Origin of the sequence: Hymenobacter latericoloratus, from assembly GCF_014199535.1 — a bacterium.
Taxonomy (GTDB): Bacteria; Bacteroidota; Bacteroidia; order Cytophagales; family Hymenobacteraceae; genus Hymenobacter; species Hymenobacter latericoloratus.
Genome location: NZ_JACHNV010000008.1, coordinates 107,293 through 123,081, shown reverse-complemented (window position 1 = coordinate 123,081; position 15,789 = coordinate 107,293). Strand labels below are relative to the sequence as shown.

Below are 15,789 nucleotides of genomic sequence, written 5' to 3'. Positions count from 1 at the left end.
TTTTTGTTGATGGACTACCCTATGATGAAACGCTAGGCCGCCTTATCAGGCTTTTCCTCGGCGTACTTGCTGGTGCGCAGCTCCTCGGCCAGGAAGCGGCTGGTGTGCCCTTTGCCCGACTTGGCTACCTGCTCCGGCGTACCCTGGGCCACAATGGTACCGCCACCCGCGCCGCCCTCGGGCCCAATGTCGATAATGTGGTCGGCTACCTTAATCAGGTCGAGGTTGTGCTCGATGATGAGGACCGTGTTGCCCTTGTCGGCGAGCTTGTGCAGAACGAGGGCCAGGTGGTTGATGTCCTCGAAGTGCAGGCCGGTGGTGGGCTCGTCGAGGATGTAGAAGGTCTTGCCGGTGTCCTTCTTGCTTAGCTCGGTGGCCAGCTTCACGCGCTGGGCCTCGCCGCCCGAAAGCGTGGTGGCTTGCTGGCCCAGAGTGAGGTAACCCAGGCCTACCTCATTCAGGGTCTGAATCTTGCGCAGGATGCGGGGCTGGAACTCGAAGAACTCCACAGCCTTTTCCACCGTCATATCCAGCACATCGGTGATGGACTTGCCTTTGAAGCGCACCTCCAGGGTTTCGCGGTTGTAGCGGCGGCCTTTGCAGGTTTCGCAGGGCACGTGCACGTCAGGCAGGAAGTTCATTTCGATGGTGCGCATGCCGGCGCCCTCGCAGGTTTCGCAGCGCCCGCCCTTCACGTTGAAGGAGAAGCGTCCCGGCCCGTACCCCCGAATTTTGGCCTCGGGCAGGGAAGCAAACAGCTGCCGGATTTCGGTGAACACGCCGGTGTACGTAGCCGGGTTGGAGCGCGGCGTACGCCCAATCGGCGACTGGTCCACCTCAATCACTTTATCAATGAAGTCCAGGCCTTCGATACCGGCGTAGGGTAGCGGCTCGCGCTTGGCGTTGAAGAAGTGCTGGTTGAGGATGGGGTAGAGCGTATCGTGAATCAGGCTCGACTTGCCCGAGCCCGACACGCCCGTGACGGCAATGAGCTTGCCCAACGGAAACTTGGCCGTCACGTTCTTGAGGTTGTGGCCTTTAGCCCCTTTCAGCACCAGCTCGTTGCCTTCGCCGGCCCGCTTTTTCCTGCGCAGCTCAATGTGCTTCTGCCCGCTGAGGTACTGCGAGGTAAGAGAGCCGGAGTTGAAGATTTCCGTGGGCGTACCCTCGGCTACAATCTGCCCGCCGTGGATGCCCGCGCCGGGGCCGATGTCCAGCACATAGTCGGCGTGCAGAATCATATCCTTGTCGTGCTCCACCACGATGACGGAGTTGCCCAGGTCGCGCAGGTGCTGCAGAGCCTTGATCAGGCGCTCGTTGTCGCGCTGGTGCAGACCGATGCTGGGCTCGTCCATGATGTAGAGTACGCCCACCAGCTGGGTGCCGATTTGAGTAGCCAAGCGGATGCGCTGCGACTCGCCGCCCGAGAGCGTACGCACGGAGCGGTGCAGGTTCAGGTAGTCGAGGCCCACTTCCAGCAGGAAGCCGATGCGCTTGCGGATTTCCTTCAGCAGCTCGCGCGCAATCAGGTTCTGGCGCTCCGAGAGGCGGTCTTCCAGCCCCTCAAACCAGCCGGCTAGCTCGTTCAAGTCCAGCACCGACAGCTCCCCTATGTGCTTGCCGTCAATCTTGAAGTGCAGGCTTTCCTTTTTGAGGCGGTAGCCGTGGCACTCGGGGCACTCCTGGGCCTGGGTGTACTGCTGAATCCACTCCCGGATGTTTTCCGAGTCGGATTCCATCTGGCGGCGCAGGAAGGGAATGATTCCCTCAAAGGGCTCCACGTAATTAGCCTTCTTGGGGTCGGCGTCCTCATCCTCGGGCACGCCGTGCAGCAGGCGCTCCACCAGGTCCTGGGGCAGCTTCTCGATGGGCGTGCTCAGGCTGGCCTTGTGCTTTTTTACGATGAGGCTGAGCTGCTGGAAAATCCAGATGTCGCGGTACTCGCCCAGGGGCGCAATACCACCGCGACTGATACTCAGCTTCTTATCCGGCATCACCGATTCTTCCGTGATTTCCTGCACTTCACCCAGGCCGTTGCAGGTAGGGCAAGCGCCGTAGGGCGAGTTGAAGGAGAAGGTGTTGGGCGCCGGGTCATCGTAGGCAATGCCGGTGGCCGGGTCCATCAGGAAACGAGAGAAGAACTGGGTGTTATCCTTCTTCTTATCCGGGTCCAGTACCAGCATCGTGCCCTTGCCCTGGGTCAGGGCATTCTGCACCGAGCCGCTAAGCCGGAATCGGTCTTCCTCCTTCACCACCAGCCGGTCAATCACAATTTCGATGTCGTGGATTTTGTAGCGGTCCACCTGCATCTTGGGCGTAATGTCGAGCAGCTCCCCATCCACGCGCACCTTCGTGAAGCCCAGCTTGGCGATCTGCTGGAACAGCTCCCGGTAGTGGCCCTTGCGGCCCTTCACTACCGGGGCCAGCACCACCAGCTTGCGGCTATCGTACTCTTTCAGAATGTAGTTGATGATCTGGTCGTCGCTCTGCCGGATCATCTTCTGGCCCGTAGCGTAGCTGAACGCCTCGGCGGTACGGGCATAGAGCAGGCGCAGGAAGTCGTAAATCTCGGTAATGGTGCCGACGGTAGAGCGGGGGTTGCGCGAGGTGGTTTTCTGCTCAATGCTGATAACCGGCGACAAGCCCTCAATCTTGTCCACGTCGGGCCGCTCCAGCCCACCCATGAAGGAGCGCGCGTAGGCCGAGAAGGTTTCCATGTAGCGGCGCTGGCCTTCGGCGTAAATCGTATCGAAGGCCAACGACGATTTGCCCGAGCCCGAAATGCCGGTAAACACCACCAGCCGCCCGCGCGGAATCTGGATGGAAACGTTTTTGAGGTTGTGCTCCCGGGCCCCGTACACTTCAATATAAGGCGCTTCCAGGTCGGCAGGACCGGTGAGCTGGCCGGTTACCCGGCTTTCCAGCACGGCTTCGGCTACCTCTTCCAGGCGCGGCACGGCCTGGACAGCAGCGGTCGTGTGACGGTCGGCGTTATCAGCTACGGCAGCAGCGGCTTTGCGGGCCTTAGCGGGGGTAGGCGCCGGGGTGTCAGAAGCTTTGGTCTTTGCCGCTTTGGCCGGGCGGGCAGCTTTAGGGGCGGCCGCAGGTTTGCTGGCAGCGGGAGGAGAAACAGAAGCGGCAGTTGTTTTTTTAGCCATGCAGCAGCGAAGCGGATAAGTCTGCGAAGGTACGCAAATCAGGGCCCAACGGCCACCCCGAATAGCTTATTTGCCAAGCCTGTTAGCGGAATGTGGCCGGCCCCGAGAAGCGGGCAGATGGGCTGTAACACGCAGCGGCGGGGAAATGTCCCGAATAGGAATAAACTTCTTTTAAACCCTACCCCCGGTTTTCGTCTAAACCATAAATTATGGTGCGGCTTTTGCCTTTACGCCAGCATCTCCCCTTTTGCTTGTTGCTCTTATGAAAACCTTGCTCAAAACTGGCCTTATGATGGCGCTGGGGCTGCTGCTCTACAGCAACCGCGCGCAGGCCCAGGTACAGATTCAGGTGAACGCGCCCTACTGGGGCCCGGCCGTTGGCCCGAACGTGCAGTACTACTACATCCCGGAAATAGATGGCTACTACGATTTGTACTCGCAGATGTACGTATTCTTCGATCCGGTGTACGGAGCCTGGGTTAGCTCGCCGGTATTACCGCGGGCCTATGCCTCCTACGATCCGCGCTTTTTCCACCCGGTAGTGGTGCAGTACGTGGGCCGTCAGCCCTGGGGCTACCTGCGCGACCACCGCGCCTACTGCAACCGGTGGGGAGTGCAGCCGGGCCGGTACTACGGTGCTAACTGGCCCGGCCGGGGCTACGTGGTAGCTCCACGACCCAACTATGGTCCCGGTGGCTACTACAACGGACGCCCCTACCCCCACAACGGCTACGCCCAGCGCGACTACCGGGATAACCGTGACTACCGGGGTAATTATGGTGGAGGCTATGACGGCCGCCGCGACGATAACCGCAACTACGGCGGCTACAACGGCCGGGATGATAACCGCGGCGGCAACGACCGATATGAAAATCGGGGCAATGACCGAGGTAACTACAATGGTCCTGGTAACCAAGGCAGCCCGCCACCGCAAAGCCCCGGCAACTCTGGCGGTGGCCGTGGCCGCAGCCGGATGATGTAGCCAGTCCTGCCTTATTAAAAAGCCATCTACTGTTTGGTAGAAGGCTTTTTTAATGCTCTGCCTGTCGGATTTAACCCAACTGCAGGCATTTACATGGCAGGCATTACAGCAGGGCGTACAAAGAGACTTGGCCTTGTTCTTGCCCCGCGGTTTATTCCTTCGTTTTTCATCCTAACCCCCTTAGCTATGTCTCCGCGTCTTATATCAGTTTTCTCAGGCTTGGCACTTGCTGCTCTTACCGGTCTGGCTCAGGCGGCCCAGGCTCAGGTAACCATCAACGTAAATCCGCCCTCGTGGGGCCCGGCGGTTCCGGCCGGCACCCAATACTATTACATTCCAGAGGTAGGCGGTTATTACGACTTGCGCGACCAGCGCTACGTGGTGCAGCGCGAGGGCAAATGGACCCGGATGGCTTCCCTCAACGGGTATTCTACCAGCTCATTTCACCCCGTGGTGGTGGATTATGTTGGGGCGCAGCCCTGGGTACAGATCAGGCGCCACCGGCAACTATATCCGGCCAGCCTGCCGCCGGGCCAAGTAAAACGGCTGGAAAGCGGCAAGGGCCTCCCCCCTGGTCAGGCGAAGAAGCTGGGCTACGGGGGCCACGGCGGTGGTAACGGCAAGGGAAAAGGAAACGGCAAGCACTAAGGGCGCCTCGGCTGCGTGATGCCGAAAAAATCACCCGGCCCGCCGGGTGATTTTTTTGTTCTATCTGGCGGCAAGTGCGCCTGCGAGCCTGGGCGCAGCCAGTGAAAGAGAAACCGTAACAGGGCTTCCTGTCGTATTCCTACGGATTAGGCTCATCTTTTTATTGTTCAATTCGTTTCGCTTGCTATGTCCGCTGCTCAGTACCTCCTTCACCGCAGCCTGCCCGCCGAGCTGCAACTGCTACTAGGCGAAGGTCGCCGCTGCCTGCTGGTGTACCGCACGCCGGGCACTTCGGCCGAGTTTAGTGTGCGGGGTCAGCTGCTGGGCGTGCTGCGCCGGGGCCAGACGGACTACCTGCGCCTGGCCAGTGGTTGCGAGTTGCGCCTCGACTGGCTGGTAGCCGTGAACGGGCACCGGCTGGCTGCGTAGGCCTCATCTTTGAGCAGGCTTTTGACGTAGGAAAGATGCACTTATTTCTACCCCTCATGCCCGACGCCAACTACCGCCCCATCAGCTGCTCCTTCTACGACGAGCTGGAAGCCCGCGCCACCACCGGCCAGCCCTGCACCCTCACCTACCGCACCCAACCCGACACGCCGCCCAGTACCTACCACGGCACCATCCAGGACCTGTACATTAAGGACAAGGTAGAATACCTACGCCTGCACGACGGCTTCGAGCTGCGGCTGGATGCGCTGGTAGCTGTAGATGATAAGGAGCTGCGGAATTATTGTTAACAAACGTCGTAATAGCATAAAAGCAGCAACGGCCGCCTCATACGAAGCGGCCGTTGTGGTAAGCACTATCAGACAAAATCCGTCTGAATCCGTGATTTAAAACTCCGCGCTTTTCGGGAAGCGGGGGAAGGGAATCACGTCGCGGATGTTGGCCATGCCGGTGACGAACAGCACCAGACGCTCGAAGCCCAGGCCGAAGCCCGAGTGAGGCGCCGTGCCGTACTTGCGCAGCTCCAGGTACCACCACAGCTCGTGCTCGGGAATGTTCATTTCGGCCATGCGCTGGGTGAGCTTTTCGAGGCTTTCCTCCCGCTCCGAGCCGCCGATGATTTCGCCGATGCCGGGGAAAAGTACGTCCATGGCCCGCACGGTTTTGCCGTCGTCGTTGAGCTTCATGTAGAAGGCCTTGATATCCTTGGGGTAGTTGGTCAGGATAACCGGCTTCTTGAAGTGCTTCTCTACCAGGTAGCGCTCATGCTCACTCTGCAGGTCGGTGCCCCAGTCCACGGGAAACTCAAACTTCTGCTTGGCCGACTTCAGGATTTCCACGGCCTCGGTGTAGTTCAGGCGCTGAAAGTCGTTGTCCACCACAAACTGCAGGCGGTTCAAAAGCTCCTTGTCGTACTGCTCGTTGAGGAACTTGAGGTCGTCCTGGCAGTTGTCGAGGGCGTAGCGCACCAGGTAGCGGAGGAAATCCTCCGCCAGGTCCATGTTGTCCTGCAGGTCGTTGAAGGCTACTTCCGGCTCAATCATCCAGAACTCGGCCAGGTGGCGGGCCGTGTTGGAGTTTTCGGCCCGGAACGTGGGCCCGAAGGTATAGACCTTACCCAGCGCCATGGCCGCAATTTCGCCTTCCAGCTGCCCCGAAACCGTGAGGTTGGTTTGCTTACCGAAGAAGTCCTGCTTGTAGTCCACTCCCGATTTGTCCTCGGTCAGAGGCGGGTTCTGGTCGGGCAGGGTGGTTACGCGGAACATCTGGCCCGCGCCCTCAGCGTCGGAGCCCGTGATGATGGGCGTATGCACGTAGTAGAAGCCCCGGTCGTTGAAGAACTGATGCACGGCAAAAGCCATGGCGTGCCGAATGCGCAGCACGGCCCCAAATGTGTTGGTGCGGGGGCGCAGGTGGGCAATTTCGCGCAGAAACTCCAGGGAGTGCCCCTTCTTCTGCAGGGGGTAGGTAGCCGGGTCAGCGGAGCCGTACACGGTAATGTCCGAGGCCTGGATTTCCACCGTCTGCCCTTTGCCCTGCGAGGCTACCAGCCGGCCGCGCACCTGCACGGCGGCGCCGTTTTCTACCCCATCCGCCTTCAATTTCTCCTCCGGAAACTGCTCGGCATTGGCTACCACCTGAATGGAATTGAAGCCGGAGCCGTCGTTCACGGCAATAAACTGCACGTACTTGTTGCCGCGGCGGGTGCGCACCCAGCCTTTTACCAGCACTTCGCGGTCCAGCTCGGTGCTGCGGAGCAAATCCTGCACGCTGGTTTTTCGGAGGTCGGACATGGGAAGGTTGTTCTTCTAAAAGGTAAATCTTGTAAGAATGACAAAGGTAGAAGATTTGGTAGCGCAAAGCAGCCGGTTTCTGCGCGAAGGCCCGCAGCACCCGCCATCGGCTTGGGGCCCCGGCGCCGCGAGGCACCGCAACCAGAACTCTACCCTGCTTCTGCCCCAACTTTTTCCGCTAAACCCAAGTACAGAAAGGCCTATATTTGGCCTAATCACCCCGTTTCCAAACCGGCGGGGCGTACGCGTTTTGGAGTATGCAACGACTGGACATGAAACAGCTTCTCTCCCAGAAGCTGTCACCGCAACAAATTCAATTTATTAAGCTGCTGCAGATTCCCACTGCCGAGCTGGAAGCCCGCATCAAGGAGGAGCTGGAAGCAAACCCGGCCCTGGAGGAAGGCGACGAGCCGGATGAGGAATTTGAAGACCAGGACCGCGACGACGATTCCGGCGACTCGGACGAGGACTTCGACAACGACCCGGATGCGGAGTTCGACAACCCGGACAACACGCTTGATGAAGACTTTGACAGCGGCCAGAGTGAGGAGCAGCCGGAAATAGAGCTGCCCGGCAAAGAGGAGCCCGCCGACGTGAAGGAGGGCTCCGATAATGAGGACCTGGACCTGAGCGACTACCTGCACGACGACGAAATTGCGGGCTACAAAATGCAGGGCGACGGTCCCGGCGAGGACGAGGACGACCGGGAAATGCCCCTGGCCGATACCAGCGGTTCGCTGATAGACTCCCTGCTTGACCAACTGGGCTTCGCCAACCTCGACGAGAAGCAGGAAGCCATTGGCCGCCAGCTGATTGGCTCCATTGACGGCGACGGGTATATCCGCCGCGACTTGTCGGCCATTGCCAACGACCTGGCGTTTTCCCAGAATATTGAGGCCTCGGTGCCGGAAATTGAGGGCGTGCTGCACGTTATCCAGTCGTTTGATCCGGCCGGCATTGCCGCCCGCGACCTGCAGGAGTGCCTGCTGCTGCAGCTGGAGCGCCGCCCCCAGGACGAAGCCACCGAGCACGCCGAGCGCATCCTCCACGAAACCTTCGACGAGTTTACCAAGAAGCACTACCCCCGCATTCAGCAGAAGCTGGACCTGGAGGACGACGAGCTAAAGGAAGCCATTGCCCTGATTCTCAAGCTCAATCCTAAGCCCGGCGGCACCGGTCCGGTGGGCCTGGGCAAGGTGCAATACATTGTGCCGGATTTCATCCTGACCCACGACAACGGACAGTTCAACCTGACCCTGAACTCGCGCAACGCCCCGGATTTGCGCGTATCGCCGGCTTACACCGAGATGTTCCGGGCCTACGACAAGGCCTCGAAGAAGGACAAAAAAATGAAGGAGGCCGTCACCTTCGTCAAGCAGAAGCTGGACTCGGCCAAGTGGTTTATTGATGCCATCCGGCAACGCCAGAACACGCTCCTGCGCACCATGGACGCCATTGTACGCTACCAGACCGAGTTTTTTGCCGAAGGCGACGAGAGCAAGCTGCGGCCCATGATTCTGAAGGACATAGCCCAGGAAATTGGCATGGACATCAGCACCGTGAGCCGGGTGGCCAACTCCAAATCGGTGCAGACGGAGTTCGGCATCTACCCGCTCAAATACTTCTTCTCCGAAGGCATTGCCACCGACTCGGGCGAGGACGCCTCCAGCCGGGAAGTCAAGCACATCCTGAAGGAAATCATTGAGGGCGAGCAGAAAAATAAGCCTCTCTCCGACGATAAGCTGGAAAAAATGCTCAACGCCCGCGGCTACAACATTGCCCGCCGCACCGTAGCCAAGTACCGCGAGCAGCTGAATATTCCGGTGGCTCGCCTGCGCAAAGAGCTGTAAGCAATTCGTTCTACCCCACAAAAACCAGCCAAGCCCCCGGCAGCGTACGCTTCGGGGGCTTGGCTGGTTTTTGTGGGGTAGTAGTGAAGAAGGCACGTTGGATGCGCCAGAAAACCTAACTGCTTCACCGGCTACTTATAAATTTTTGTTATACTATTTCACCACGTCTGTGCAGATACCAACTATATCATTAGCTTTGAGAACATTACCTCGCTCTGCCCATAGCGGCATCTCTATTGTACCCTACTGCTTGTGTGTTCCGTGTTGCTATCCCACTAGAGTCTTTGGCTGACCTGTGTGATCATAGTGCGCGGAAACAATCTTAGTGTCTCATTCACCCTTTATCTTTTTTATATGTCCAACTATTTTCGTTCTACTCGGCGCTTCGCCCTGCTCACCTCCTGCGGCCTGCTTCTGGCTAGCACCGCCTGCCAAAAAGAAACAGGCGTTTCCCCTTCCCCAATGGCATCCGCAATTTCTCAGGATGCAAAAGGCTCCAAGGAGCCTAAGAATAAAGGCAGGTATCTGTCTTTTGCCACTAGCGCAGACTTTTTGGAGATGGCTGCATAACTCGATAAGCTAGGAGCGGGAGAAACTACCGAGAACCACTTAGAAAAGTGGGAAAAAAAGTACGGTTTTCACTCCTTACGGTCTCAATACGCGAAAAAGCAAAAGCAGAAGGAGGAGCGGCAAAAGGCTGCTGCTGGGGTAACCGCTCTACGTATGCCGGTGGAAGAAGAGGAGCCGGTTGAGCCCTACTTTGAGCCTTATGCCGAACCTTCCGGTGAAGGCCTAATCATTGAGGATGATTATTTCGCCGCTATGCTTTCACCGGAAGGCACTGTAGAAATTGCGGGCAGAATCTTCCACATTGATTTAGCGAACAACATCATCTCCTACATTCCATCTACTCAGGCAGCTTCTTACGATCAGTTTGTCGTAGCCCCGCCTACTGTAGAGAGCAGCATTCATTATTTCAACCTGAACGAAGATGTATTTGGCCTACTGGAAGCAGGCGACCAAGGCTCTAGCTTCGGCGCGGACTTTAGGGGCACCACCCGAATTGGCTCTGGAATAGGTTGTGGCGAGAGTGCCGATAGAGACAAGGACGATGATCATCAGAATTACGCCAAGGACAGGCGCCTACATTGTAAGATAGTGTACCAACCTCTCGGAATATATCATTCTATGGTAGCTAAAGCCAGTCACCAGAAGAAAACATGGTATGGAGCTTGGCTCGGTTCGCCTACCACCATCTATATTTTACCGAACACTGGTGCATACTGGCAACCTATGTGCGAGACGTACATTGAGTCTGACCTAAATTCTTATAACAATATTAATGCTCCTTATTTCGGCAACGAAACTGGTGATCATAATACTGGTACTTTAATTCCATGAAAGGTGTTAAGCGTTTTAAGGGGGACGTAAAATTCAAAGTAGGACAATATCTTACTCGCACTTACAGCATCCAGAATAAATGGTAGATATAAAGTACGGCAGCTGTCAGAAATAACAGCTGCCGTACTTTATACATAAACATAAAACCAAATGAGGTGTTTGTTTCTTACGTATTTCGCTTGGATGGTATTGACAACAGCTGTTCATGGGCAAAGTAAGTTATATCTAGATTTGAAGGCTGGCGCTAACTATACCTTTGCAGAAGGTGCATATTTTGGTAAAGGAACAAGACCTTTCAAAGCGTATAGCTCTCTGAGCTTTGATGAGCAGGGGGTTGCCATGCTTCGTTTGCAAGTGAGAGAAAACTGGGGCATTAGTGCAGGCTATAGTGGCAGCACATTAGGTTGGGCTTATAGTTTAAAGGTACCCGATAAGTATACAGTAAATCCATTTGAAGGTGAGCGGCGCGGCCATAGTACGGGCAGGTATATGCACCAGTTTCCTCTTTTATTCAGTAAACGAATCAGCGAGTACAATATCAAGGAGATTGATACTGTTCGCCATACTTATCTAGCTAGTTTCCGCCTGGATATAGTATTGGGTTCGGGCTTGAATTGGAATACACGTAATTGCTCAGGATGTGGGCAGTTAAATAGTGGCTCTTTAGCCTATGATACCATTGACTTCTCTCAGAGAATAATTAATAAACAAAGCTTTGGTACTTTTATCATAGGAGGCATAACCGCCAGATTTTACCGACTAAATAAAGAACGGCTGAATTTAAGCATATATTATACTCAAGGCTTGACCGATATGCTACTCGTGCCGGTTGAGTATCGGTATAATTCGCAACGGGGCAGTACTACGCTGCACGTACGCGGCTCTGGTTTTAGTGCCACGTTAGGCGTGCCAATTAGACTTAAAACGTTTAAGAACGCCGTAGTTCGTGGCGGGGGGTAGAGTGTGCTTGAAAACTTAGAGCGGTCATGCTTACTTCAGGTGGCACTACCCCATAGAACCAGACGAGCCCTCGTTAGCGTAGCTTCGGGGGCTCGTCTGGTTCTATGGGGGGTAGTGCTACCGCACTCCGAAGCCGCGGGCTGCTGTATCTTCGTTGGCTTCTGCCTTAGTTCCGCCTACTTGTGACGCGTAGTTTTGCCACGGCCCTCTCGGCGGTGTTTCATCCGCTGCTGGTGCCGTTTTACCTGTTTTACACCGTCTGCTACCAGTTGCCGGGGGTGCTGCTGCTACCCGCCCTGCCCGACCGGTGGCTGGTGCTGGCCGTGGTGGGGGGCTTCACGTTTGCGCTACCTTCCCTGGGGGCGGCCTTACTGGTGAAACTGGGCCTGGTAGATTCCCTGGAAATGCCCCTGCGGCAGCAGCGCGCCCTCCCCTTGCTGCTGGCCGCTACCAGCTTTGGAGCAGCGGCGTGGCTGCTGCACCGACCAGGCCTGTTTGATGCACTGCTTTACCAGATGATGACCGGCATGACCCTGGCCGTGTTTCTAACGTTTCTGATTACGCTACGCTGGAAAATTTCGGCCCACGGGGTGGGCATGGGCGGGGCAGCGGGCTTTCTGGCGCTGCTCCACCTCGGCGGAACCTCCGGCGGGCCCGGGGTGTGGTGGCTGGCCGGCGCGGTGGTAACGGCCGGCGCGGTAGGTAGCGCCCGCCTGGCCCTGAATGCGCACACCCCTGCTCAGGTATGGGCGGGCCTGGCACTGGGCGCCAGCCTGGTACTGGGCTGCGGCGCGGGCCTGGCCTTGGCCTAGCCCGGATTCATTGCTATCTTTCCTATACCAACCGGCACTCCGTTGATGTGGCGCGCTTGTCTTGTCTGTCAGTTGGTTAGTTGGTTTTTCTGAAGCTTTTCTGAATTCGCCGCCCTATGTCCACTTCCGATTCAACTACTGCCACGGCGACCCTGGCCGACCAGCTGGCGCAGGAGCGCCGGGAACGGATGGCGGCCGAGCAACAGGTGCAGGCCCTGCGCCGCCACTTGGCCGCCACCCAGCGGGTAGTAACCCGCCTGACGGGCAGCATCACGCGCCTCACCCAAAACCTGCGGGTAGCGGTACTGGTAGTGCACCAGAATGGCAAAGTGGTGCTACTGAACCAGGAATTCTGCGACCTGCTGGGCCTGGACGATGCCCAGCCCGGTATGCAGGAGCAACCCGCCGAGCCCCTGCTGGAGGCGCTGATCCAACAGTCGGCGCGGCCCGAAAACACCCGTCAGGAGCTGGAAAACCTGCGTTTCGCTAATCAGCGCACCCTGGGAGCCGATGTGGAGCTGGCCGACAGTACGGTGCTGGAAATGGACTTCATTCCGCTCAGCGGCCAGGATGACCTGGTGCCGGCTGGCTACATGCTCTCCTTCCGCGACGTCACGCAGGCGCGCCGGGCCGAGCAGTATCTGAACTCTCTGTCCCGCATTCCGGGCCAGAACCCCAACCCCGTGCTGCGCCTGCACGCCAATGGCCGGGTGCTCTATGCCAACCCGGCCGCTGAGCAGCTGCGCCAAGAGTACGTAGCGCCCGAGCATGATCCGGCGTTTTCCCAGCATCTGTACCAGGCGGCTACCGAGGCCCTGGCGGCAGGCCTGCCAACCCAAAGCGAGGTAGGCCACGCCGACCGGTGCTTTCAGCTGGCCATTGTGCCGTTCGTGAATGATCAGTACGTAAACCTCTATTTCACTGATATTACCCAGGTAAAAGACGCGGAAAAGCGCCTGGTAGAGCAGCAGGAGTTCTATGAAACGGTACTCAACCAGCTGCCCGCCGATGTGGCCGTGTTCGACACCGAGCACCGCTACCAGTTCGTGAACCCGGCGGCCCTGCGGGAACCTGGCCTGCGCGAGTGGATTATCGGCCGCACCGATTTCGAGTACCTTGCTCACTGGGGCCGCCCCCTGGACCTGGCCCACCGGCGGCGGGCCATTTTCCAGCGCGCTGTGCAGCAGCGCAGCGTGGTGGCCTGGGAAGAAACCCTGGAAACCCCCGAGGGTCCGCGCCTGTCGTTGCGCCATATGCAGCCGGTTTTCAGCTCCGAAGGCGACTTGCGGATGGTTATCGGGTACGGCCTGGATATTACCGAGCGCCACGAGGCCGAAGAGAAGGTACGCCGCAGCGAAGCCCGCCTGCAGGAGCAGCAAAACTTTGTGCAGCAGGTAGTAAACACTACCCCCATTGTGCTGTGGGTGTGCAATACCGAGGGGCAGATTCAGTTCTCCAACCAAGCCTTCGAGGACCTGATCAGTACCGGCGCCCACCGCTACACCGACTCCAGCGACCCCCACGACCCCGTAGCGGCCGAGAAATGGGCCCACGAGCAAAGCATCCTGCACGTACTGAAATCGGGGCAGGAAATAGCCTACGAAAGCTCCTTTACCCAGCTCGACGGCACCGTGCGCTACTTCCAGACGGTGGTGCGCCCCCTGCCCCGCACCGATGGCAGCATCAACGTCATGGGCGTCAGCACCGACATCACCGAAATCAAGCAGACGGGCAACACCCTGGAGCGCACGGCCAAGCAGTACCGCGACCTGATGCACTACTCCCAGGCCCTGATCTGCACCCATGATCTGGAAGGAGTTGTTCTATCGGTAAACCCGGCCGCGGCCCAGCTGGTGGGGGTAGTACCCGAGCTGCTGGTGGGGCGCACCCTCTACGATGTGCTCACCCCCGATCTGCACCCGCAGCTGGGGGTGTACCTGGCCCAGGCGCGTCAGCAACAGGAGTTGACCGGCCTGATGACCCTTCGGGGCCCCGACGGCCGCCCGCACCACCTGATGTACAATAACTACCGCGTACAGGAGCCCGGCGAGCTGCCCTACGTTATTGCCTACGGTCAGGAAATTACGGAGCGCATTCAGGCCGAGCAGGAGCTGCTGCGGGCCAAGGAAGCCGCCGAAAATACGGCCCGGGCCAAGGAAAACTTCCTGGCCAACATGAGCCACGAAATCCGCACGCCCATCAACGGTATTCTGGGCATGGCCGGCCTGCTGGCCAAAACGCCTCTGGCCCCTACCCAGCAGGAGCACCTGCGGGTGCTGCGTAACTCCGGCCGCCACCTGCTCACGGTTATCAACGACGTGCTGGACGTGGCCAAAATTGAGGCCGGCAAGCTGGAGCTGGAGCAGATGGCCTTCGATTTAAACCAGTCCATTCAGGATGCGGTGCAAAGCCTAGCGTTCCGGGCCGAGGAGAAAGGCATCGGCTTCCGGCTGGAGCTAATGCCCCTCCCCCACCCCGTGGTTATCGGCGACCCGGGCCGCATCAACCAGATTCTGCTTAATCTGCTCAGCAACGCCGTTAAGTTCACCACCCACGGCGAGGTAGTCCTGGCCTCGCGCCTGCTGCGGGACACGGACGCCGAGCTGGCGCTGGAATTTCAGGTGCGTGACACGGGCATTGGGATTCCGGCCGACAAGCTGGAATCGGTTTTCGAGAGCTTCTCGCAGGCCTACGCCGATATTTCACGCCGCTTCGGGGGCACGGGCCTGGGCCTGACCATCAGCCGGAGCCTGGTGCTGCAGCTGGGCGGGCAGATGTGGGTAGAAAGTGAGCTGAACCACGGCAGCACTTTCTTCTTTTCCCTGACCCTGCCCAAGGCCCAGCACCCGCTGCCCGAGCCTACCCTGCTGCCCCCACCCGACTACCGCCGCCTGCGGGGCAAACGGGTGCTGCTGGTGGAGGACCACCCCGTAAACCAGCAGCTGGCCATGCTGATTCTGGAAGGCTGGGAGGTGGAAACCCACGTGGCCTCCGACGGCAACGAGGCCCTCGACCAGCTGGAAGCCCGCCTCTACGACGTGGTGCTCATGGACATTCAGATGCCCGGCCTCAGCGGCCTCGACGTGACCCGCCGCCTGCGCCAGCACCCCGACCCGCTGCGCGCCGCTACCCCCGTTATTGCCCTCACGGCCAACGTGATGCGCTCCGACGACGAAACCTACCGGGCAGCCGGGCTGGATTACCTTTCCAAGCCGTTCGAGGAAGATGACCTGTTTCGGAAGCTGGAAGCCAACCTGCGCCCGGTGCCGGCCGACGAGCTGGAAGCCGCCGCGCCTACCCTCCTCGCCGGGCCCCAAGTCAGCCTTCCGCCCGCACCGGAGGCTGCCCCTGCTGGTCCGGCTGCGGCCTCTTTGTTCGACCTGACTTTGCTGCGCGACACGGCCCACGGCAGCACTATCTTCATGCAGAAAATCATTGGCTCATTCCGGGCGCACACGCCGGTAGCCGTGGCTCAGCTCCGCGAGGCGGCCGCGGCCGGCGACTGGCTGGCGGTGGGGCTGGTGGTGCACAAGCTCCGGCCCTCGCTGCAGTTGCTCGGCATTCAGGGCCCCCAGGAGGCGGTGGCGATGCTAGAGCCTCTATCCCGCCTCCCCCCCGACCTTGCGGGCCTGCCGCCGGTAGCTGAGTTGCTGCCCGCGGCCCACAACCTGGCTACTGTGCTGGAAGCCGCCGTAGAGCAACTCGCTAACGCCCATATTGAGTAACCAAGCCGCCGAC

General features: G+C 58.8%; 12 protein-coding genes. 10 read left to right on the top strand and 2 right to left on the bottom strand.

Annotation, left to right across the window (positions count from 1 at the left end; translation table 11 throughout):
• Window positions 1-32 precede the first annotated feature (32 nt).
• Complete coding sequence (gene uvrA, locus GGU46_RS19220; protein ID WP_246399034.1) at window positions 33-3,158, bottom strand: excinuclease ABC subunit UvrA; 3,126 nt, start codon at window positions 3,156-3,158, stop codon at window positions 33-35.
• Between the two features lie 262 nt (window positions 3,159-3,420).
• Between uvrA and GGU46_RS19215 the strand changes: the two genes are divergently transcribed.
• From GGU46_RS19215 to GGU46_RS19200, 4 genes are all read left to right on the top strand, one after another.
• Entirely contained in the window at window positions 3,421-4,140 is a 720-nt protein-coding gene (locus GGU46_RS19215) for a hypothetical protein (RefSeq protein ID WP_183405187.1), read from the top strand.
• A gap of 219 nt (window positions 4,141-4,359) precedes the next feature.
• A complete protein-coding gene (locus tag GGU46_RS19210) occupies window positions 4,360-4,788 on the top strand; it encodes a hypothetical protein (protein WP_183405186.1) in 429 nt (142 codons plus the stop codon).
• 186 nt (window positions 4,789-4,974) lie between these two features.
• On the top strand, window positions 4,975-5,217 hold the full coding sequence (locus GGU46_RS19205; RefSeq protein WP_183405185.1) for a hypothetical protein: 243 nt from the start codon (window positions 4,975-4,977) through the stop codon (window positions 5,215-5,217).
• A 35-nt stretch (window positions 5,218-5,252) separates the two neighbouring features.
• The gene (locus GGU46_RS19200) at window positions 5,253-5,525 is read left to right on the top strand and encodes a Rho-binding antiterminator (protein WP_215906397.1); all 273 of its coding nucleotides are present in this window, start codon (window positions 5,253-5,255) and stop codon (window positions 5,523-5,525) included.
• A gap of 96 nt (window positions 5,526-5,621) precedes the next feature.
• On the opposite strand, the gene asnS is transcribed toward GGU46_RS19200, so the two are convergent.
• On the bottom strand, window positions 5,622-7,028 hold the full coding sequence (gene asnS / locus GGU46_RS19195; protein ID WP_183405183.1) for an asparagine--tRNA ligase: 1,407 nt from the start codon (window positions 7,026-7,028) through the stop codon (window positions 5,622-5,624).
• 257 nt (window positions 7,029-7,285) lie between these two features.
• Between asnS and rpoN the strand changes: the two genes are divergently transcribed.
• From rpoN to GGU46_RS19165, 6 genes are all read left to right on the top strand, one after another.
• The gene (gene rpoN / locus GGU46_RS19190; protein WP_394353406.1) at window positions 7,286-8,878 is read left to right on the top strand and encodes an RNA polymerase factor sigma-54; all 1,593 of its coding nucleotides are present in this window, start codon (window positions 7,286-7,288) and stop codon (window positions 8,876-8,878) included.
• Between the two features lie 354 nt (window positions 8,879-9,232).
• Window positions 9,233-9,448, top strand: a complete 216-nt coding sequence (locus GGU46_RS19185) for a hypothetical protein (RefSeq protein ID WP_183405181.1) — start codon at window positions 9,233-9,235, stop codon at window positions 9,446-9,448.
• A 153-nt stretch (window positions 9,449-9,601) separates the two neighbouring features.
• Window positions 9,602-10,279, top strand: a complete 678-nt coding sequence (locus tag GGU46_RS19180; protein WP_183405180.1) for a hypothetical protein — start codon at window positions 9,602-9,604, stop codon at window positions 10,277-10,279.
• Between the two features lie 159 nt (window positions 10,280-10,438).
• Entirely contained in the window at window positions 10,439-11,239 is an 801-nt protein-coding gene (locus GGU46_RS19175; protein ID WP_183405179.1) for a hypothetical protein, read from the top strand.
• Between the two features lie 182 nt (window positions 11,240-11,421).
• Entirely contained in the window at window positions 11,422-12,051 is a 630-nt protein-coding gene (locus tag GGU46_RS19170; RefSeq protein WP_183405178.1) for a hypothetical protein, read from the top strand.
• Between the two features lie 116 nt (window positions 12,052-12,167).
• Window positions 12,168-15,776: a PAS domain S-box protein gene (locus GGU46_RS19165; protein WP_183405177.1), complete on the top strand. Its 3,609-nt coding sequence runs from the start codon at window positions 12,168-12,170 to the stop codon at window positions 15,774-15,776.
• The last annotated feature ends 13 nt before the right edge of the window (window positions 15,777-15,789 follow it).